The organism is Aquabacterium soli (genome assembly GCF_003933735.1).
In the GTDB taxonomy this organism is placed as follows: Bacteria; Pseudomonadota; Gammaproteobacteria; order Burkholderiales; family Burkholderiaceae_C; genus Aquabacterium; species Aquabacterium soli.
The window spans coordinates 310,116-327,859 of sequence record NZ_RSED01000001.1; the positions used below are offsets into that span (position 1 = coordinate 310,116).

General features: G+C 68.8%; 18 protein-coding genes and 1 riboswitch. Of the genes, 2 read left to right on the forward strand and 16 right to left on the reverse strand.

Going from position 1 to position 17,744, the window contains the following annotated elements; genetic code table 11:
* Positions 1–68: 68 nt before the first annotated feature.
* Positions 69–539 carry an AtaL-like protein gene (locus tag EIP75_RS01245; RefSeq protein WP_125241386.1) on the forward strand — a complete coding sequence of 157 codons (471 nt, stop codon included), beginning with the start codon at positions 69–71 and terminating at the stop codon, positions 537–539.
* Here the strand turns inward: EIP75_RS01245 and EIP75_RS24010 are convergent.
* The 12 genes from EIP75_RS24010 to EIP75_RS01300 all read right to left on the reverse strand — a co-directional run bounded on the left by EIP75_RS24010 (position 520) and on the right by EIP75_RS01300 (position 12,949).
* Complete coding sequence (locus EIP75_RS24010; protein WP_158622703.1) at positions 520–693, reverse strand: hypothetical protein; 174 nt, start codon at positions 691–693, stop codon at positions 520–522. The two genes, EIP75_RS01245 and EIP75_RS24010, sit on opposite strands and share 20 nt — an antisense overlap.
* Positions 694–795: 102 nt before the next feature.
* Complete coding sequence (locus tag EIP75_RS01250; protein WP_125241387.1) at positions 796–2,649, reverse strand: sensor histidine kinase; 1,854 nt, start codon at positions 2,647–2,649, stop codon at positions 796–798.
* Positions 2,650–2,740: 91 nt separating this feature from the next.
* Entirely contained in the window at positions 2,741–4,399 is a 1,659-nt protein-coding gene (locus EIP75_RS01255; RefSeq protein WP_125241388.1) for a bifunctional hydroxymethylpyrimidine kinase/phosphomethylpyrimidine kinase, read from the reverse strand.
* On the reverse strand, positions 4,396–5,229 hold the full coding sequence (locus EIP75_RS01260) for a thiazole synthase (RefSeq protein ID WP_125241389.1): 834 nt from the start codon (positions 5,227–5,229) through the stop codon (positions 4,396–4,398). Before EIP75_RS01260 ends, EIP75_RS01255 begins: the two co-directional genes overlap by 4 nt.
* 4 nt (positions 5,230–5,233) lie before the next feature.
* A complete protein-coding gene (thiS, locus tag EIP75_RS01265) occupies positions 5,234–5,476 on the reverse strand; it encodes a sulfur carrier protein ThiS (RefSeq protein ID WP_125241390.1) in 243 nt (80 codons plus the stop codon).
* A 22-nt stretch (positions 5,477–5,498) separates the two neighbouring features.
* Entirely contained in the window at positions 5,499–6,635 is a 1,137-nt protein-coding gene (locus EIP75_RS01270; protein ID WP_199758458.1) for an FAD-dependent oxidoreductase, read from the reverse strand.
* Between the two features lie 10 nt (positions 6,636–6,645).
* A complete protein-coding gene (thiC, locus tag EIP75_RS01275; RefSeq protein WP_125241391.1) occupies positions 6,646–8,562 on the reverse strand; it encodes a phosphomethylpyrimidine synthase ThiC in 1,917 nt (638 codons plus the stop codon).
* 164 nt (positions 8,563–8,726) lie between these two features.
* Positions 8,727–8,838: riboswitch (TPP riboswitch) on the reverse strand.
* A gap of 65 nt (positions 8,839–8,903) precedes the next feature.
* Positions 8,904–9,104, reverse strand: coding sequence for a hypothetical protein (locus EIP75_RS01280; protein ID WP_125241392.1), 201 nt, complete (start codon positions 9,102–9,104; stop codon positions 8,904–8,906).
* A 93-nt stretch (positions 9,105–9,197) separates the two neighbouring features.
* Positions 9,198–9,428 (reverse strand): hypothetical protein, encoded by a 231-nt coding sequence (locus tag EIP75_RS01285; protein ID WP_125241393.1) that lies wholly within the window; start codon positions 9,426–9,428, stop codon positions 9,198–9,200.
* 22 nt (positions 9,429–9,450) lie between these two features.
* Entirely contained in the window at positions 9,451–11,382 is a 1,932-nt protein-coding gene (feoB, locus tag EIP75_RS01290) for a ferrous iron transport protein B (RefSeq protein WP_125241394.1), read from the reverse strand.
* Positions 11,383–11,400: 18 nt separating this feature from the next.
* Positions 11,401–11,670 (reverse strand): FeoA family protein, encoded by a 270-nt coding sequence (locus tag EIP75_RS01295; RefSeq protein WP_125241395.1) that lies wholly within the window; start codon positions 11,668–11,670, stop codon positions 11,401–11,403.
* Positions 11,671–11,818: 148 nt separating this feature from the next.
* Positions 11,819–12,949, reverse strand: a complete 1,131-nt coding sequence (locus tag EIP75_RS01300; protein ID WP_125241396.1) for a fatty acid desaturase — start codon at positions 12,947–12,949, stop codon at positions 11,819–11,821.
* A gap of 139 nt (positions 12,950–13,088) precedes the next feature.
* On the opposite strand from EIP75_RS01300, the gene EIP75_RS01305 reads away from it, so the two are divergent.
* A complete protein-coding gene (locus EIP75_RS01305; protein WP_158622704.1) occupies positions 13,089–14,150 on the forward strand; it encodes an AraC family transcriptional regulator in 1,062 nt (353 codons plus the stop codon).
* Positions 14,151–14,167: 17 nt separating this feature from the next.
* Here EIP75_RS01305 and EIP75_RS01310 read toward each other — a convergent pair whose 3' ends face one another.
* The 4 genes from EIP75_RS01310 to dapA form a co-directional block, all read right to left on the reverse strand.
* On the reverse strand, positions 14,168–14,527 hold the full coding sequence (locus EIP75_RS01310; RefSeq protein ID WP_233584620.1) for a DUF3325 domain-containing protein: 360 nt from the start codon (positions 14,525–14,527) through the stop codon (positions 14,168–14,170).
* The gene (locus tag EIP75_RS01315; protein WP_125241398.1) at positions 14,527–16,260 is read right to left on the reverse strand and encodes a PepSY-associated TM helix domain-containing protein; all 1,734 of its coding nucleotides are present in this window, start codon (positions 16,258–16,260) and stop codon (positions 14,527–14,529) included. The genes EIP75_RS01310 and EIP75_RS01315 overlap by 1 nt, the downstream gene beginning before the upstream one ends.
* Complete coding sequence (locus EIP75_RS01320) at positions 16,257–16,595, reverse strand: DUF3649 domain-containing protein (RefSeq protein WP_420797133.1); 339 nt, start codon at positions 16,593–16,595, stop codon at positions 16,257–16,259. Before EIP75_RS01320 ends, EIP75_RS01315 begins: the two co-directional genes overlap by 4 nt.
* Before the next feature lie 129 nt (positions 16,596–16,724).
* Positions 16,725–17,606, reverse strand: coding sequence for a 4-hydroxy-tetrahydrodipicolinate synthase (gene dapA, locus EIP75_RS01325; RefSeq protein ID WP_233584621.1), 882 nt, complete (start codon positions 17,604–17,606; stop codon positions 16,725–16,727).
* Positions 17,607–17,744: the final 138 nt, after the last annotated feature.

A 17,744-nucleotide genomic window follows, 5' to 3' on the forward strand; every position in this document is an offset into this window, starting at 1 on the left:
CACACGGCCCCTGCCGACCGCAACCCTGTTCGCGTGTCATCAGGGGCCGTGGCGTTAAGCTTGCGCACATGCGTTTCGAACACCTGATTGAAATCAATGCCCCGGCGACAGCCCTGGGCGCGATGGCCCCGCTGTTCACCCGGGAGCAACTGTGGCGCGGCCTGATGCAGCGCGTGCAGACCCCACAGCGTTTCCCGATGGGCCCCGAGCGTTGTGAGTGGCGTGAAACTGAGCCCGGCGTGTTCCAGCGCTCGGTGCATTTCGGTCCGCACGTGCTGCGCGATGAGGTGGAGACCACGCCGATGGAGCGCATCCGTTTCACCCCGGAGCCGCATGGCGATACCGCGCCCGTGCGCTTGAGCATCGACATCGAAGAGCCGACGCCCGGCCGCATGGTGCTGCGCTTCACCTATGAAACGCTGGGCGAGCCCAGTGCCGAAGAGAAGTACTACGCCGAGTACCGGCACAACGCCTGGCTGCACAACGACCGCGACATGGTGCGCACCTTGCGACAGTGGCTCAGCGAAGAAGGCCTGTGACGCTGGCCGCAGCCATCAGCCCCGTTTGAGCGGGTTGGCGGGCAGCGTGCGCTGGCGCCAGAAAATGGTCCAGCACGATCAGGCCGAGCACGGCCACCAGCAGGCGCCAGCGAAAGGCGCGCCGCGTGTGCGCCGTGGGAGGTTTCGTCACCATGGACGTCTCCTGGGGTGAGGAGTTGGCCGGGCGTGGTCTTGGCCACCACCTCGTGAACTATTCACATATGGTTGAGGGTAGACCCTGCGCCAGCAATCAGGGCTAACCCATGGGTGGGGTGGCCGCTGGCAGGCGCAGCGTGAAGCACGACCCCATCCCCTCGCGCGTGTCGACCGTGACTTCGCCGCGCATGCGCTCGACCAATAGCTTGACGATGTACAGGCCCAGCCCCGTGCCTTCGATGTAATGCGCCGATGACACCACGCGCTTGAAGGGCTGGAACAGCTGGCCGGCATCTTCGGGCGTCATGCCGATGCCGTTGTCGGCGATGTCGATGACGACTTCGTCGCCCTCCAGCCTGCCGTCGATCGTCACCTGTCCGCCAGGCCGGTTGTACTTGCAGCCGTTGGACAGCAGGTTCATGAACACCTGCTGCAGGCGCTGAGGATCGGCCCGCGCGCGCAGGGGCTTGTCCGGCAGCCGGTCGATGAAGGTGACCTGGTAGCGCGTGGCGACCCCGTCGAGCAGCGCCAGGCTGCCTTCCAGCATCGGCCCGATCTCCACGGCCTGCAGGTTCATGCGGACCTCGCCGGCCTCCACCTTGGTGAGGTCCAGCACGTCTTCGACCAGGGCCAGCAGTTGTTGCCCGGCACTGAGGATCCACTGCACTTGCTGGGTTTGGCTGTCGGTGAGCGTGCGGCTGGTGTCCAGGTGCAGCAGTTGCGCGAAGCCCAGGATGGCGTTGAGCGGCGTGCGCAACTCGTGGCTCAGGCGTGACAGGAACATCCGCTGGGACTCGGCCACCTGCCTGGCGGCATCGCGCTGAGCGGCCAGATCGCTCTGGGCCTGCTCGGCGGTGACGTCGCGCACCACGCCCACCAGGCGGCTGCCTGCGGCGGCACTGCTGTGGTCCATCCGGCCTGTGGTTTCCAGCAGGCGGGCGACGCCGTCGGCGCCGTGCGTGAGGTGGCGCTTCTTCAGAACCGCCCCATGGTTCAGCGAGTCGTTCATGCCCTGGCGCAGATGGTCCCGGTCCTGTTCGTCGATCATGTCCCGCACCTGGGGGCGGGGCATGGTGACGCCCTGGTCACCCATGCCATAGAGGGCCGAGGCCCGGCCGTCCATGTGGATCAGGTCGCGGGCGATGTCCACCTCGAACAGGCCGACCTCGGAGGCTGCGGCGGCCAGGGCCCAGCGATCATTGGCCTCTGCGAGGGCCCGCTGGTGCGCCGTCTGGCGGCTCAGGGAGCGGCGCATCACGGCCACGCTGAGCAGTGACAGCAACACAGCCGACAGCAGGATCGAGCCGACCAGCAGGGACTCCGTCAGGCGAGAGGCCGTGGCCAGGCTGGCGCTGAACTGCTTTTCCATGAAGGTGAGCTGATCGTTGATGTCACGCAATTGCCGCAGGGCGGGGGTCAGGGCCCCAGGAGCATCGCCTCGCTCGACCTGCAGGCGCAATTGGCGTGCCGATTCACGCATTCGGTCGATCAGCGCGTCGCCTTCCACCCAGGCGTTCAGGGCATCTCGGAACATCGGCTGGTCGCCCAGCCGGCGAAACAGCGACACCATGCCATCGATGTCGTCAGGGTGGACGCCCCCTTGGATGAAGCCGGCGCGGATGCGCGCCATGTCCGGATCGGGGCGCTCCATTTCCTGGCGCGCCTGGCGATCACCCAAGGGCACGGCCAGGGCTTCCTCGTAGCGTGCAAAGTGAATGGGCTCGCGGCTCTGGGCATAGTCCAGCAGGTGCAGGAAGGCCTCGTGGCGTGCCTTGGACCACAGGCTCTCGCCACTCACGTAGGCCCGCACGGCGGCCAGCACGTTCACGCTGGTCACGGCCAGCAAGGCGACCAGGCATACCACCGCCAGGGAGGGTGCCAGCAGGCCCAGGTACAGGCGCCACGGACGAGGCGCAGGGGTCGAGGGTGCCTGCGCGTCGCGAAGCCCTTGCATGTTGTCGTGTGATCCTGAGGGGCGGCAAGGCCCGATCCGGACAAGCTAACAGAAAGGCCAGCCCTTGAGAAGCCAGCTTTGACGCACAAGTTCAGAGAACCGGGTGGGGCAGCGGCGGCCTGGCCGAATAGCCGAGGGATGGGCCGTCAGGCAAGGCCGTTGCACGGCCATCTGCCACCGCCTGCCCCAACACGGGCACCGTGGCCTGCAGGGCATGCGCATCGGCACCCAGGCCGCGCACCACGCACAGGGCGGCCGGGCCGCAGGCCGCGAAGCGGCGCAGGTCGGCCGGGGTGAGCAGGCCGCCGATGGCCACGACGGGCACCGGGCTGTGGGCCACCCACCAGCGCAGGTTGTCCTCGCCTTGCGGGCGCCATGGCATGTCCTTGGTGGTGGTGGGCAGCACGGGGCCGCAGGCGATCAGGCTGGCGCCGCAGCCGGCCGCGCGGGCCAGTTCCCACAGGCTGTGCGAGCTCAGTCCCAGCATCAGGCGGTGGCGGGAATCCAGCAGTGTGCGGCGGTCGGTGGTGCCCAGGGCCAGCAGGTCTTCCTGTCCCAGGTGCAGGCCCACGCGGGCGTTGGGCCCACTGCCCGGTGGTGGCAGCGCGGCCAGGGTCTCGCGCCAATGGTCGTTGATGAACAGCGCGGCACCGGCCTGTTGGCTGGCGTCGATGGCCTGGTCGAGGTGGGCACGCACGCCCTGTCGTGCCTTGTGGCGCAGTTGCAGGCAGCGCAGGCCGGCATGCAGGGCCTGGGTGATGCGTTCACCCGTGTCGACGATGCCGTACAGGCCATCGGCGGGCGGCTCGAACGCCTGGAAGAGCGGTGTCTCGTGCGCGGTACCGTGGAGCAGGCGCCAAGGCAGTTCGCGCCCCAACCCCAGCCAGGGCAGCGGCGCACCGCCGTGCCTGATGCCGTGCGCGAACCCGGGTGTGGCGATCACAGGGCCCGGGCCTTGGCCTGCCGCGTGGCTGTTCGTCAACGCATGGTGCGTCAGCATCTTGGCCAGCACCAGGGCATCGGCCGGGGTGTGGCCCAGGGCCAGGGCGGCCGCCGCGCCGGTGGCGAAGGTGCAGCCCGTGCCATGGTGGTGGTGAGTGTCCACCCGGGGGGCGCACAGCCAGCCATGGGCCTGGTCAGTGTCGATCCAGTCCAGGCAGTGCAGGGTGTCGCCGCCGATCGCGTCGCCACCCGTGATGGCCACGTTCTCCGCGCCCAGCAGGCGCAGGGCGGCGGCCAGGTCGGGCACCTCGTCACGCGGGCCTTCATGGCTGGGCGGGATGCCCAGCAGGCGACGCGCTTCGGCGCGGTTGGGCGTGAGCAGGGTGGCGCGTGGCAGCAGGTGGCGCTGGTAGGCGTCGAGCACGGCCTCGCTGGCGAAGGCCGTGCCCCCGGCCGAGGCATTGAGCACCGGGTCCACCACCAGGGCGACGGGGCGCTCGGGATGGTCGGCCCTCAGGCGGTCCACCCAGCGCGCCACCGCATGCACCAGCTCGGCGCTGCCCAGCAGGCCGGTCTTGATGACGGCCGGTGGCATGTCCTGCATCAAGGCGCGCAACTGGGCATCCAGCCAGGCGCTGGTGACGGGCTGCACGGCCTGCACGCCCATGGAGTGCTGGGCCGTCATGGCGGCCACCACGGGGCACAGGTGCACGCCCAGGGCGTCGGCGGCGCGCTGGTCGGCGCTCAGGCCCGCGCCGCCGGCCGTGTCCAGTCCGGCGATGCTCCAGAGAATGGGGGGGCGGCTCACAGCAGCACGAAGGGCTGGCCGCCCACCGGGGTGGTGGCCACGGCCACGTCGCTGGTGGGCATCAGGCCGGCCTCGAAGCCATGGCGGCCAGCCTCCACGGCGTGGCGGAAGGCCCGCGCCATGCACACCGGGTCGCGCGCCTGCGACACGGCCGAGTTCAGCAGCACGGCGTCCAGGCCCAGCTCCATCGCGGCGGTGGCGTGCGAAGGTGCGCCCAGCCCGGCATCGACGATCAGCGTGGTGCCTGGCAGGCGGGCGCGCAGCGTGCGCAGTGCCCAGGGGTTGAGCAGGCCCAGGCCCGAGCCGATGGGGGCGGCCCAGGGCATCAGGATGCGGCAGCCGGCATCGACCAGGCGCTGGGCGCTGACCAGGTCATCGGTGCAGTAGGGCAGCACCTCGAATCCATCGCGGACCAGTTGGCGCGCGGCTTCGACCAGCTCGAAAGGGTCGGGCTGCAGCGTCTGCTCGTCGCCCACCACCTCCAGCTTGATCCAGTGCGTGCCCAGCAGTTCACGCGCCATGTGGGCCAGGGTGATCGCCTCGTGCGCGCTGCGGCAGCCGGCGGTGTTGGGCAACAGGTGGGCGCCCTGCGCGCGGGCGGTGTCGCGGATGATCTGCACGAAGCCGTTGTCGCCACTGGCATCGCCATGGCCCGGCACGGCCAGCGTGCGCTTGAGGCCCAGGGTGAGCACCTGCGCACCCGAGGCCACGATGGCCTGGCGCAGCACCTCGGGCGAGGGGTAGCCCGCGGTGCCGAGCAGGAAGCGGCTGTGCAGTTCGGTGTCGCCGATGTGCCAGGATGAGGTTTTGGATGTGGTGGCGGCGGTCATGGGGTCAGCCTCCGGTGATGGGTGAAAAGCACAGCACGGTGTCGCCATCGCGCAGCCGGTGCTGCATGCGCTGGCCGCGGGCGACGAAGTGGCCGTTCACGGCGGTGGCCACGCTGTCGTCCGCTTTGCCTTGCGCCGCCAGCAGTTGCTGCACGGCCTCGGCCAGCGTGCTGTCCGCGGGCAGGCTCAAGGGGCCCTGGTCGGTGCGGATGGTGATCGTGTCGAGGGATGTGGGGGTGTCGGACATGTCGTTGTTCGTCTCGGTTCGATCACGGCATGGCCGCGGCGATCCCTGGCAAAGCGTGTGTGGGCAGGCGGCCCAGCTTGAGCTGTGTCAGCGCGTCATCCACCAATGAAGGCGCCAGCAGCCAGCCATGGCGGTACAGGCCGTTGATGCGCAGCAGCCCAGGTGCCATGTCGATGCGCGGGCGGTGGTCGGGCAGGGCCGGGCGCAGGTTGCGGTCCATGCGCAGGATGCGGGCTTCGGCCAGCGCGGGCATCACGCTGTGCGCGGCGGCCATCAGCTCGACCGCGCTGCGCAACGAAACCGGTGAGCGGTCTTCGCTCTCGATCTCGCTGGCACCGACCAGCACGGTGTCGCCCCGGCGGGGCACGATGTAGACCCGGTGGCGCGGGTGCAGCAGGCGCACGGGGCGCTGCAGCCCCAGGCCTGGTGCGTGCAGCCAGACCGTCTCGCCGCGCACGCCGCGCACGGGCAGAGCGGGGCGTGCGCCGATGCCACGCACGTCGATCGCGAGGTCAGCGCGCCGGGCTTGCCCGTTTGCCAGGCCCAGGGTATGGGCCTCGACGGTGTGCACCGGTTGATCCCAGTGCCACGCCACGCCGGGCGCATCATCGTGCAGGGCCTGCAAGGCGCGCACGGTGTCGATGTGGGCTTCGCCGGGCAGCAGCCAGGCATGCAAGGGGCCATTGGCGCCGTGCAGGCTGGGCTCCAGGCTTCGTAGGAGAGCGCTGTCCAGCACCTGAGGGCTGGGTGCCTGGTGACCTGATGGGTTGCCGCCCTCATCCCGCAGTGGCTTGCTCGCCAGGTGCGCCAGCACCCGTCGTGCAGCCCCGAGGTCGGCCCCATGGGCCACCATCAGGCTGCCCCGGCGGGCGAAGGGCACGGCGTGCCCCCGTTCGGCCAGCGCACTGGTGATGCCGGCCCAGCAGGCGATCGACACCCAGCCGCGTGCGGCGATGTCCGCCTCGGCCGTTTCAAGCTCGGCCAGCGGGCTGAGCATGCCCGCCGCCGTGAAGCCCGCGGCGCCCTGACCGTCGAACAGGGGCTGCGGCCCAGGAGCTGGGTCGAACACGCTGACGCGGTGGCCGTGGTGTGCCAGGGTCCACGCCAGCAGGCGGCCCAGCAGGCCGGCGCCCGCGATGCCGATGTGCAAGCCACTCATGGCGGCTTCGTCAGGCCTGCGCCTTGATGGGGATGTAGAGCTCGCCGCCCACCTGCTTGAACTCGGCGGACTTCTGCGCCATGCCCTGCGCGATCGCATCGCCATCGCCCACGCCTTGCTTGGCCGCGAACTCACGCACCTCCTGCGTGATCTTCATCGAGCAGAACTTCGGGCCGCACATCGAGCAGAAGTGCGCCACCTTGGAGGCATCCTTGGGCAGGGTTTCGTCGTGGAAATCGCGCGCGGTCTCCGGGTCCAGGCCCAGGTTGAACTGGTCCTGCCAACGGAAGTCGAAACGGGCCTGCGAGAGCGCATCGTCACGCGCACGGGCACCCGGGTGGCCCTTGGCGATGTCGGCTGCGTGCGCCGCGATCTTGTAGGCGATCAGCCCTTGCTTGACGTCATCGCGGTTGGGCAGGCCCAGGTGCTCCTTGGGCGTCACGTAGCACAGCATGGCCGTGCCCATCCAGCCGATCATGGCCGCGCCGATGGCCGAGGCGATGTGGTCGTAACCTGGGGCGATGTCGATGGTCAGCGGGCCCAGGGTGTAGAAGGGCGCCTCGTGGCAGTGCTTGATCTGCTCGTCCATGTTGGCCTGGATCAGGTGCATGGGCACGTGGCCAGGGCCTTCGATCATGGTCTGCACATCGTGCTTCCAGGCGATCTGCGTGAGCTCGCCCAGGGTGCGCAGCTCAGCGAACTGGGCCTCGTCGTTCGCATCGCTCAGCGAGCCGGGGCGCAGGCCGTCGCCCAGCGAGAAGGTCACGTCGTAGGCCTTCATGATCTCGCAGATCTCGTCGAACTGCGTGTACAGGAAGTTCTCTTTATGGTGGGCGATGCACCACTTGGCCAGGATCGAGCCGCCGCGCGAGACGATGCCCGTGCGCCGGTTGGCGGTCAGGTGGATGAAGGGCAGGCGCACACCCGCGTGGATGGTGAAGTAGTCGATACCCTGCTCTGCCTGCTCGATCAGCGTGTCGCGGAAGATCGCCCAGGTCAGGTCCTCGGCCACGCCGCCCACCTTCTCCAGCGCCTGGTAGATGGGCACTGTGCCGATGGGCACGGGGCTGTTGCGCACGATCCAGTCGCGCGTGGTGTGGATGTGCTTGCCGGTGGACAGGTCCATCACGGTGTCGGCACCCCAGCGCATGGACCACACCAGCTTCTCCACCTCTTCCTCGATGCTGGACGTGACGGCCGAATTGCCGATGTTGGCGTTGATCTTGACCAGGAAGTTGCGGCCGATGGCCATCGGCTCCAGCTCGGTGTGGTTGATGTTGGCCGGGATCACGGCGCGGCCGCGCGCCACCTCGCTGCGCACGAACTCGGGCGTGATCTCACGCGGGATCGCCGCACCCATGGGATTGCCGCGCAGGCGGGCCTCGCGTTCGGCATCGACGCCGTACTTGCTGCGCCAGTCGTCCGCCAGTTCGATGCGGCGCTGGTTCTCGCGCAGCGCCACGAACTCCATCTCAGGCGTGATGATGCCTTGGCGCGCGTAGTGCATCTGCGAGACGTTGGCGCCGGCCTTGGCGCGGCGTGGCGTGCGCTGCAGGCCGCTGGCGGCGGTGCGCAGGGCGGCCATGCGTTCGTCGTGGCGCTCGTCGGGCTTGAGGCCGTCGTCCACGGCCTGCACGGCGCGCCCCTCGTAGGTCTCGGTGTCGCCCCGGGCGATCACGGCGGCCTCGCGCACGGCGGGCAGGCCGCGCGTCACGTCGATGGCCACATTGGGGTCGGTGTAGGGGCCGGAGCAGTCGTACAGCGTCACCGTCTCGCCGTTGGTGAGCAGCACCTCGCGCATGGGCACGCGCACGCCCTCGTGGCTGCCTTGCACGTAGACCTTGCGCGAGGCGGGCAGGGGTTCTCGCGTCAGGCGCGCGAGTTCGCTGAGCGTGTTCAGGGCGACGGCGGGATCGGGGGCGTTCATGGGGCACTCTCCAGGCAGGTGTGATGACACGTGCTCCGGGAGTGGCCCATGTGGAGGCCTCGGGCGGGGCGCAGGCAGAGAGGTGCGGGTGTCCTTCAGGCGCAGGCTGGCATGGAATGCGCAGCACGCTTGAAGGGCTGCACTGCCAGCGGCTCCAGGCGGGGCCTCAACAGGACGGCTCTTCTTTCGCCGGTATGAACCGGATCAAGTTCAACGGGTTCGGTGTTATCCATCTCAGCGCCTTCACTGTCGTGAGGCACACCCCGGAGCAGTGCACAGTGTATGCGCAAGCCGGGGTGGATGGGAAGCGCCCTGGACGGTGCCAGGCGCGCGGCTGAAGATCAGCGGGCGACGCGGTCGGTCAGCGAGCGAAAGGACGCGGAGGTTTCGCTGGCCGTGGACGATGTGGATGCTTCGTCCTGGTCGAAGACCCAGGACAGCACGGTCTGGGCCCAGGAGCGGTCGGTCTGGGAGGCTTGGGATGTGGGGCCCAGCAAGGCCAGAACCAGGGCGAGTGGTGCGATGGCGAACAAGGGACGCATGGCGGAAACCTGATTTCTGTGCATTGCCCTTTTGGGGCGGTGAATGCAGTGTAGAAAGGGTTTTCCCGATTGCGTATCCCCAGAAGAAGGGGGTCAGGCACCCTTGTTTGTGTGGGTTTGTGTTTTTGCAGATTGCGTGGTGGCCGCACCGCAGCCATGGCATGAACCCGAGCAGCCCGTGGCCCGGGCCGCGGAAGGAGAGGGCGCACCACCGTCATGGCAGGCCGCCTTGCGCTGGCTGCCAGGCCACCAGCGCCGTGCCAGATAGGCCACAGCGCCCAGCACGATCAGCCAGGTGATGATGTCTTGCCAGGGCAGGTTCATGACAACCTCCGGTCAATGGGCGTCAGCCCGTGAAATGCAGGGTCAGGCGGTAGACCACCCACGAGCAGGCATAGGCCAGGCCGAACAGGTAGATGGTCATCACCACCGGGATCTTCCATCCATTGGTTTCTCGCTTGACCACGCTGAGCGTGGCCAGGCACTGTGGCGCGAAGACGAACCAGGTCAGCAGTGACAGCGCCGTTGCCAGAGACCACGATTGCTGGATCACGGTGGTCAGTGCGCCATCGAGCGCCTCGCCGGTCTGCGACAGGGCGTACACGGTGCCCAGGGCGCTCACGGCCACCTCGCGCGCGGCCATGCCGGGTACCAGCGCGATGCAGATCTGCCAGTTGAAGCCGATGGGCGAGAGCACCACCTCCAGCGCCTTGCCGAGCTGGCCGGCGTAGCTGTAGTCGATGGCGGGCTGCGTGGCGCCCGGCGGCGGGCCAGGGAAGGTGGACAGGAACCACAGCACGATCATCAGCGCCAGGATGATGGTGCCGACGCGCTTGACGAAGATGGCGGCGCGTTCCCACAGGCCCAGCGCCAGGTTGCGCAGGTGCGGCCAGTGGTAGTCGGGCAGGGCCATCAGCAGCGGTTGATCGCCGGTCTGCCCCATCACGCGCTTGAGCACGAAGGCAACCACCAGTCCGGCCACGATGCCCGCCATGTACAGCGTGAACAGCACGATGCCCTGCAGGTTGAACAGGCCCCACACGGTCTGGTTGGGGATGAAGGCCCCGATCAGCAGCGCATACACGGGCAGGCGCGCCGAGCAGGTCATCAAGGGCGCGATCAGGATGGTGATCAGGCGGTCGCGCGGCTGGCCCATGGTGCGCGTGGCCATGATGCCGGGGATGGCGCAGGCGAAGCTGGACAGCAGCGGGATGAAGGCGCGGCCCGACAGGCCCACGCCGCCCATGACGCGGTCGAGCAGGAAGGCCGCGCGCGGCAGGTAGCCCGAATCCTCCAGCGCCAGGATGAAGGCGAACAGGATGATGATCTGCGGCAGGAAGATCAGCGCGCTGCCGGCGCCGGCGATCACGCCATCGACCAGCAGGCTGCGCAGCATGCCCTCGTTCATGTGGCTGCCGACGAACTCGCCCAGGGCGCTGGTGCCGGCGTCGATCATGTCCATCGGCACGCTGGCCCAGCTGAACACGGCCTGGAACACCAGGAACATCAGCACGGCCAGGATCAACGGGCCGAACACCGGGTGCAGCGCGAAGCGGTCGATGCGTTGCGTGAGCGGGTGCGCGGGGGCGTCGTCGGTGCCGGCGGGGTGGCTCACGCAGATGCGCAGCAGTTCGAGCACGCGCTGGTGGGTGTCCTGCACCGACAGCGCCTCGATGGCGGCGACCGAGTGGGCCTGGGTGGCTGAAGTGCTGTTGCCTTCACGGGGCAACTGGCCCCAGCCAGAGTCATCGAGGGCCTTGAGCAAAGCGTCGGTGCCACCGCTGCGCACGGCCACCGAGGTGACCACCGGAATCTGCAGTTCCCTGGACAGCCTGTCCACGTCGATGCGCAGCCCGCGGTCTTCGGCCTGGTCGATCATGTTGAGCACCAGCAGCATGGGCACGCCCAGCGTCTTGAGCTCGAGCACCATGCGCAGGTGCAGGCGCAGGTTGGAGGCATCGGCCACGCACACCAGGGCGCGGGGCGCCTTCTCGTGGTCCTGGTTGCCCAGGATCACGTCACGCGTGACGGCCTCGTCGGGCGTGACGGCCAGCAGGCTGTAGGCGCCTGGCAGGTCGAGCACGCGCCAGGGCTGGCCGCCCGGGCTGATGAACGAGCCTTCCTTGCGCTCGACGGTGACGCCGGCGTAGTTGCCCACCTTCTGGCGAGCGCCCGTCAGGCGGTTGAACAGGGCGGTCTTGCCGCAGTTGGGGTTGCCCACCAAGGCGATCAGGGTGGGGAACTTCAAGGCCACCGGGGCCTGGGTCAGCGTGGACATGCGGGCAAACGGCGGAAATCAGCCGGGGAGAACTTCGATCAGGGAGGATTCAAGCGGGCGCATTGCGAAGGTGCTGCCACCCACGCGCACGGCCAGCGGGCCACGGCCGGCCAGCGGGCGGCGCAGCACCTGCACGCGCTCGCCGGGCACGAAGCCCAGTTCGAGCAGGCGGCGCTGCAGGCCGGCTTGGTCCGAATCGGCATCGCGCACGCGCTGGATCACGGCCTGCGTGCGTTCAGGCAGGAGGTCGAGCGTGAGGGCGGCGGATGGCGTGGACGGCGTTTTCATGGGCGGAAGCTTACTCTAAATGCGAATTGTTACCATGAAGGGGTGGCGATCCGCCGTGGGCCGCAGGGTGATGGCGCCCTTCGAAGCGCCTGGGGGAATGAAAAAAAGGGCCGCGAATGCGGCCCCAAGAGCAACGCAGGAACGCTGTTCAGACGGTGGGTGCATGGGGCGCCAGGCGCCGATTGGCCCGCCTGAACGTGCCCAGGTCATTGAAGGGCACGCCCATGCGGCGCATGCTCTGGTGCGCCTCGCCCGCGATCATCTGGCGCAGGTAGAAGGGCTGGCCGACCACGAAGTGGTGAATGGCGTGCGTCGAGCCGAAGTTGAAGCACAGCAGCTGCAGCGGCCAGAACAGCGGGTGGTTGAGCACCTGGCACTGCTGCAGCAAGTTGCCGCGTTCCACATCACCGAAGTAATGCATGTTCGAGCTGATGAAATGCAGGGCAAAGTTGCGCAGCACATTGGGCAGGATCAGGCACACCACCCAGGCCTGCAGCGCGGCCATGAAGGCCAGCGTGCCGGGGCTCCAGGCCATGGGCGAGCCCAGCAGGCGGGCGCCGATGTCGATGGCGTGAAAGCCCAGGAACAGGTGCCAGGCTCCCCAGAAGGCCATGCCCAGCGGGGCCAGGCTCAGCAGCTTGGCGGCCATGGCCCGGTGAAAGGCGCTGCGCGTGGCAGGCTTGTCCACTTCCAGCACATAGGCCTTCATGATGCCGCGCATCTCACGGCGGCGCAGCGCATACGACAGGATGGTGTCGCTGGTCATCAGCAGGCGCTTGAGCCCCCAAGGCTGGCCGTTGGTGATGGCGCGCTCCTCGTAGTCGGTGGCCTGGCCCGAGTGCTTGTGGTGGTGGAAGTGCATCTGGCGCCGGATCCACGGGTTGACCGTGGACGGGCGCGCGCACCAGCCCAGCAACAGCAATGCATCCTGCACCCAGGGGCGGTTCTTGAAGTAGAGCTGGTGGATCAGGTCGTGCTCGATCTCGTGGGTGAGCGAGGCGAAGATGGCGATGGGCAGCACCACCGCCCACCAGGGTGCCCAGCCCGCCAGGTAGGCCCAGGCGCACAGGCCCATGCCGGCGATGGCGCCCAGCTGGATGGTCAGGCCGATCGCGTCCTGGTGACGCAGCCAGGCATGGCGAGCGCGCATGCGCTCGCCTGCCGCGCCCACCTCGGCGCGGATGCGTTGGGCCTTCTGCATGTCGCTGAGAGGGCTCGGCGCAGGGCTGTCCTGGGCGTGGTCCCTGCGGGATCGGTGGATGCTGGCTGGATGTGACATGGTGATCGGATGGCGTTGAGCTTGCCTCATCATGTCGAGCTTGAGGGCCGCAGGTCTTGCCCCAATGCGACAGCGGCTTGACCCCATTCACCAGGGACGGCCGTTTCACCGTCCGGCCAAGCGGAGACAATCTGGCGCGATGCCTTCCGTCGAACCATCCTCATTGCCCGCCCACCGGGCCACGTCCCTCTCCACCTGGGTCCAGGCGGTCAAGCGTGCCGTGGAGGGCAAGGGCGTGGACGCACAGGCCTTGATGCTCGAGGCGGGAATGGACCTGTCCCTGTTGAAGGACCCGCTGGCGCGCTACCCCGTGCACCAGACCATGGTGTTCTGGCAGCGTGCCATCGAGGCCACCGGCGAGCCCCTGCTCGGGCTGGACGTGGCGCGCCAGATCACGCCCATGACCTTCCATGCCCTGGGCTATGCCGGGCTGGCCTCGCAGAACCTGGCGGATCTGTTCACGCGGCTGTCGCGTTATTTCCGCGTGGTGTCGGATGCGGGCGAGCTGAGTTTCGAGCGTGTGGGACGTGCCGGCTGCCTGCGCGTGAGCGGGGATGCGCGGGTGCTGGCCGAGGCCGATGCGCAAGCCGCCTGGGGCCCGGTGGATGCCTTCATGTCGGTGATCCTGCGCGCCTGCGGCGCCCTGTATGGGCCGGATTTCCAGCTGCTGGAGTTGCGCCTGCAGCGGCCCCGGCCTCAGGACCATCAACGCTACGAGCGCGTCTTGCGCGTGGTGCCCATCTACGGCAGCCAGGACAATGCCTTGTGGCTGGATGAGTCAGTACTGATGCGGCCGCTGGCCTATGCCAACGAAGAGCTGGCCCGCATCAATGAAGAGGCGGTGGGCCGCTACCTGTCGCAATGGCGGCAGGGGCAGGCCGACGACCTGCCCTTGCGCATGCGCGAATGGTTCGGCGCCCGCCTGCCCCAGGGCGAGCCGCGCCAGGAGGACGCGGCCGCGCACCTGGGCTTGAGCACGCGCAGCCTGCAGCGCCGCCTGGCCGAACAAGGCACCAGCTACCGGGATGTGCTGCAGCAGGCCCGCCACGCGCTGGCGCTGGCTCACCTGCGCGCCGGGGTGTACTCCGTGAGCGAGATCGCCTACCTGCTGGGCTTTGCCGAACTCAGCGCCTTCACGCGGGCCTTTAGGCGCTGGACGGGTGTGACGCCCTCGGCGTGGCGTGACTCGCCTGATGCCTGAGGCGGCGGTGCGCTGCGTCAGCGGCCCAGCATCAGGCTGAGCAGCCCCAGTGGCGCACTGACCACCGCCAGGCGCAGCGCCCAGCGCGGCGCATAGGGCAGCAGCAGGCCGGACAACAGCAGGGCGCCCAGCGTCATCGCGCCGCACCACAGGATGGGGCCGATGTTCCAGCCCTGCCGCTCCACGCAGGCCAGCAGGGACAAGGCCAGGCCCAGGGCGCCCCCGGCACGCAGCCATTGGCGCGCACGCGCGGAGGGCTCCTTGCCGCGCCCGAAAACATCGGCGTGGTGGCGGTCCATGGCCAGGCTCAGGGCGGCGAAACCGGCGTAGGCCAACGCGATGGCGGCAATGGCCAGCCAGGCAGAAGTCGTCATCATCAGGATCCTTGCGCTTCCGCAAGGCCATCACCATCCAGGAAGGGCTGGCCGCGAGAGGGGGCGGGCTTGTCGGCCTGTGGCGCGGCCACCGTGGTGGGTGCGGGTGCTGCGGTCTTGGCGGCGGTGGCCTTGCGCTGCGCGGCCACCTTGCTCGCCTTCGGTTTGGGCTGGTGCTTGTGCAGCATCCAGGCCGAGAACAGGAAGAGCAGGCCCAGGCCCAGCACCGTCAGGTCGAAGGCGGCCACGGGCCAGGGGCCGTTCAGCAGGGTCACACCCAGGTGGGTGGATGTGGTGAAGGCGTTGAGCACCGGGATCAGGCCGAAGGCCAGGCCGATGAGAACCAGCAGCACCTGCCACAGGCCACGGGTCGGGCGGATCAGGCCCAGCACAGCCACGAAGCCCCAGGCCTTGAAGAACCAGGCGATCTCGGCGGCCTGCCGATCGGGCAGGTCCACGGCCAGCAGGCGGTTGGCCCAGAAGTACGCGGCGATCGCCAGCGGCACACCCGCCACGGCGCCGATGTTCAGGCCATCCACCAGACGCAGGCCGAAACTCACGCGGCCGCCCTTGGCCAGGGCCTTGGCGTGCTTCTGCCGCTCTTTCACCGCCCACAGCAGCAGGCCGGTGCCCACCATGGCGCAACCCGCCAGGCCGCACAGGAAGAACAGCGGACGGATGAAGGGCGTGGCGAAGCTGGCCACGTGCAGGCCATACAGCACGCCGTGCGTCTGCATGGCGCCGGAGAGCTCGTCGCCGCTGGTGCCCAGCAGCGCGCCCGTGGCGCCATTGAAGCGCATCACCGGCTGCTTGTGCGATACGGTGCTGCCACCTTGGCGGGTCATGATGACGGTGGCGTTGGCATCATTGGGCTGGTTGACGGTGATGCGGCCCGGCGGGGTGCCCTGCCAATGCGCCATGGCCTGCGCGACCATCGGTCCCAGCGGGGCCAGCGCCACGCGTTCGCCGCTGGGCTTGGCATCGCCGGCAGACGAAGGGAACACCTCGGCGAAGAAGGTCTTCTCATCGCCCTTGTAGGCGCTCTGCGTGCCCCAGGGCATGTACATGAACATCAGCGTGACCAGCCCGGTGTAGGTGATCATCAGGTGGAAGGGCAGGGCCAGCACCGCGGTGGCGTTGTGCCCGTCCAGCCAGGAGCGCTGTCCCTTGCGGGGGCGGAAGGTGAAGAAATCCGAGAAGATGCGGCGGTGCGTGATGATCCCGCTGATGATCGCCACCAGCATGAACATGGCGCACACGCCCACGATCCAGCGCGCCCAGATGGCCGGCATGTAGTGCAGGTCGAAGTGGAAGCGGTAGAGGAAATCACCACCGCGCGTCTGGCGCGCCTTGGCCATGGGCTCGCCGGTGGCGGGGTCGATGGTCTCGGAGTCGAAGCGGCGGCGCTGGTTCTTCGGCGCCTTGTCGCCCTTTGGCGCGGGCGCCGGCGCCCAGGTGATCCGTGCGGTCGGATCCTGTGCATCTGGCAGCGAGATGAACCAGCGGGGCGACTTGTCGCCCACGGCCTGCAAGCGGGCGGCGGCACGCTCGGCGACTTCGGCCGGTGCCACGGCATGTGTCTGTGCCTGGTGCAACTCGGGCTTCATCCACAGCGTGATGTCTTCGCGGAAGTAGGCCGAGGTGCCGGTGGCGAACATCGCGAACAGCACCCAGCCGACCAGCAGGCCCGACCAGGTGTGCAGCCAGGCCATCGACTGGCGGAAACCTTCTTTCATGCGGCCCCCGTGATCCGGTGCAGCCACAGGGCCATGCCCAGGGCTGCAGACGGCAGCAGCAGGCCCAGCCACGCCCGCGTGGCGGTGCGTGCGGCGAACACCCACACCACGGCGCAGGCGTAGACCAGGAAGGACAGCATCGTGCCCGTGAGCGTGGCGTCGGCGCGGGACAAGGGCAGGAACACGGCCAGCGCCGCGGCGCTGAGCGCGGCCAGGACGTAACCGCCGACGATGGCGGCGAGGGCGCGTGAAGCGACCACCCAGCGGTGGCGTGCGGCAGGCGTCAGTTGAAGGGCGGCGAGCATCTGGGCGGTACAGCGGGTGGGGCGCACCATCGCGCCCAGCCCCGCATCATATTTGAGAATGATTCTCGTTAGCTGATGGCCCACTGGTTTGTGGGGTGGCTTTCAGGGTGGTGATCCGGTCTTTCGGACAAAACCGATCGGCTTACCACCCTGCGAGGCCTAGGCCGATGCCTGCCGTGCTGCGTCCATGGCCCGCGTCAGGGCCTGCACGGTGGTGGGGCGGGCAGGCGTCAGGGGTGGGCGCACCGTGGGCGTTGCGATGAGCCCCTGCATCGCCAGCGCGGCCTTCAGCGGGCCCGGGTTGGGTTCGCTGAACAGCGTGCGCACCAAGGGGGCCAGCGCATGGTGCAGCGCCCGTGCCTGGGGCAGGTGCCCTTCGCGCAGTGCGGTGTGCAGGGCGACGAACAGGTCCGTGTGCAGGTGCGCGCTGGCCGCGATCGCGCCGGCCCCGCCCTGGCACAGCGTGCCGAAGATCTGGTGATCCTCGCCGGCCAGGATCTGCAGGCGGCCATCGGCGATCAGGGCCTGGGTCTTGTGAGCATCGCCGCCGCAGTCCTTCACGGCCTGCACGCCGCGCAAGTCGGCCAGGGCCCGCAAGGTGTCCAGCTCCAGCGTCACGCCGGTTCGGTAGGGGATGTCGTAGACGATGAGGGGTCTGCCGGCCTCGGCCGCCACGTGTTCATAGAAGTGGACGATGCCTTGCTGCGAGGGGCGGACATAGGCGGGTGGCGGCACCAGGAAGCCCGCCACGCCCTGCCTGGCCCATTGGCGGCATTCGCTGGCCACTGCTGCCGGGGCCACGCCCGTGACGCCCATCACCAGGGGCAGTTGGGGCGCGGCGGTCTGCACGGTGCCCAGCACCAGGGCCTTTTCATCCGTTGACAGGGTGGCGGGCTCGCCCGTGGTGCCGCACACCACCAGGCCGTCGAGGCCGGCCTGCACCAGGTGGCGGGTCAGCCGGTCCAGCGAGGCCAGGTCCAGCGCGCCGTCGGCGCCGAAGGGGGTGATGAGGGGGGCCCACAGGCCTGAGAAAATGTGCACGATGCGATTCCTTTCGACACAAGACCGATGAAAGGCCGTTCGAAAACGAAGGATCGCCAGGGTGTTGCGCGTTCACGGGGGCGGAGCCCACCTTGCCTGCGGTGCCGTGCCGTCGCTCGTCTGCGAACGGCACAGCCG

Coding starts and splice junctions, on each gene's coding strand:
- EIP75_RS01245 (WP_125241386.1), top strand. CDS start 69: ATGCGTTTCGAACACCTGATTGAAATCAATGCCCCGGCGACAGCCCTG.
- EIP75_RS24010 (WP_158622703.1), bottom strand. CDS start 693: ATGGTGACGAAACCTCCCACGGCGCACACGCGGCGCGCCTTTCGCTGG.
- EIP75_RS01250 (WP_125241387.1), bottom strand. CDS start 2,649: ATGCAAGGGCTTCGCGACGCGCAGGCACCCTCGACCCCTGCGCCTCGT.
- EIP75_RS01260 (WP_125241389.1), bottom strand. CDS start 5,229: ATGACCGCCGCCACCACATCCAAAACCTCATCCTGGCACATCGGCGAC.
- thiS (WP_125241390.1), bottom strand. CDS start 5,476: ATGTCCGACACCCCCACATCCCTCGACACGATCACCATCCGCACCGAC.
- EIP75_RS01270 (WP_199758458.1), bottom strand. CDS start 6,635: ATGAGTGGCTTGCACATCGGCATCGCGGGCGCCGGCCTGCTGGGCCGC.
- thiC (WP_125241391.1), bottom strand. CDS start 8,562: ATGAACGCCCCCGATCCCGCCGTCGCCCTGAACACGCTCAGCGAACTC.
- EIP75_RS01280 (WP_125241392.1), bottom strand. CDS start 9,104: ATGCGTCCCTTGTTCGCCATCGCACCACTCGCCCTGGTTCTGGCCTTG.
- EIP75_RS01285 (WP_125241393.1), bottom strand. CDS start 9,428: ATGAACCTGCCCTGGCAAGACATCATCACCTGGCTGATCGTGCTGGGC.
- feoB (WP_125241394.1), bottom strand. CDS start 11,382: ATGTCCACGCTGACCCAGGCCCCGGTGGCCTTGAAGTTCCCCACCCTG.
- EIP75_RS01295 (WP_125241395.1), bottom strand. CDS start 11,670: ATGAAAACGCCGTCCACGCCATCCGCCGCCCTCACGCTCGACCTCCTG.
- EIP75_RS01300 (WP_125241396.1), bottom strand. CDS start 12,949: ATGTCACATCCAGCCAGCATCCACCGATCCCGCAGGGACCACGCCCAG.
- EIP75_RS01305 (WP_158622704.1), top strand. CDS start 13,089: ATGCCTTCCGTCGAACCATCCTCATTGCCCGCCCACCGGGCCACGTCC.
- EIP75_RS01310 (WP_233584620.1), bottom strand. CDS start 14,527: ATGATGACGACTTCTGCCTGGCTGGCCATTGCCGCCATCGCGTTGGCC.
- EIP75_RS01315 (WP_125241398.1), bottom strand. CDS start 16,260: ATGAAAGAAGGTTTCCGCCAGTCGATGGCCTGGCTGCACACCTGGTCG.
- EIP75_RS01320 (WP_420797133.1), bottom strand. CDS start 16,595: ATGGTGCGCCCCACCCGCTGTACCGCCCAGATGCTCGCCGCCCTTCAA.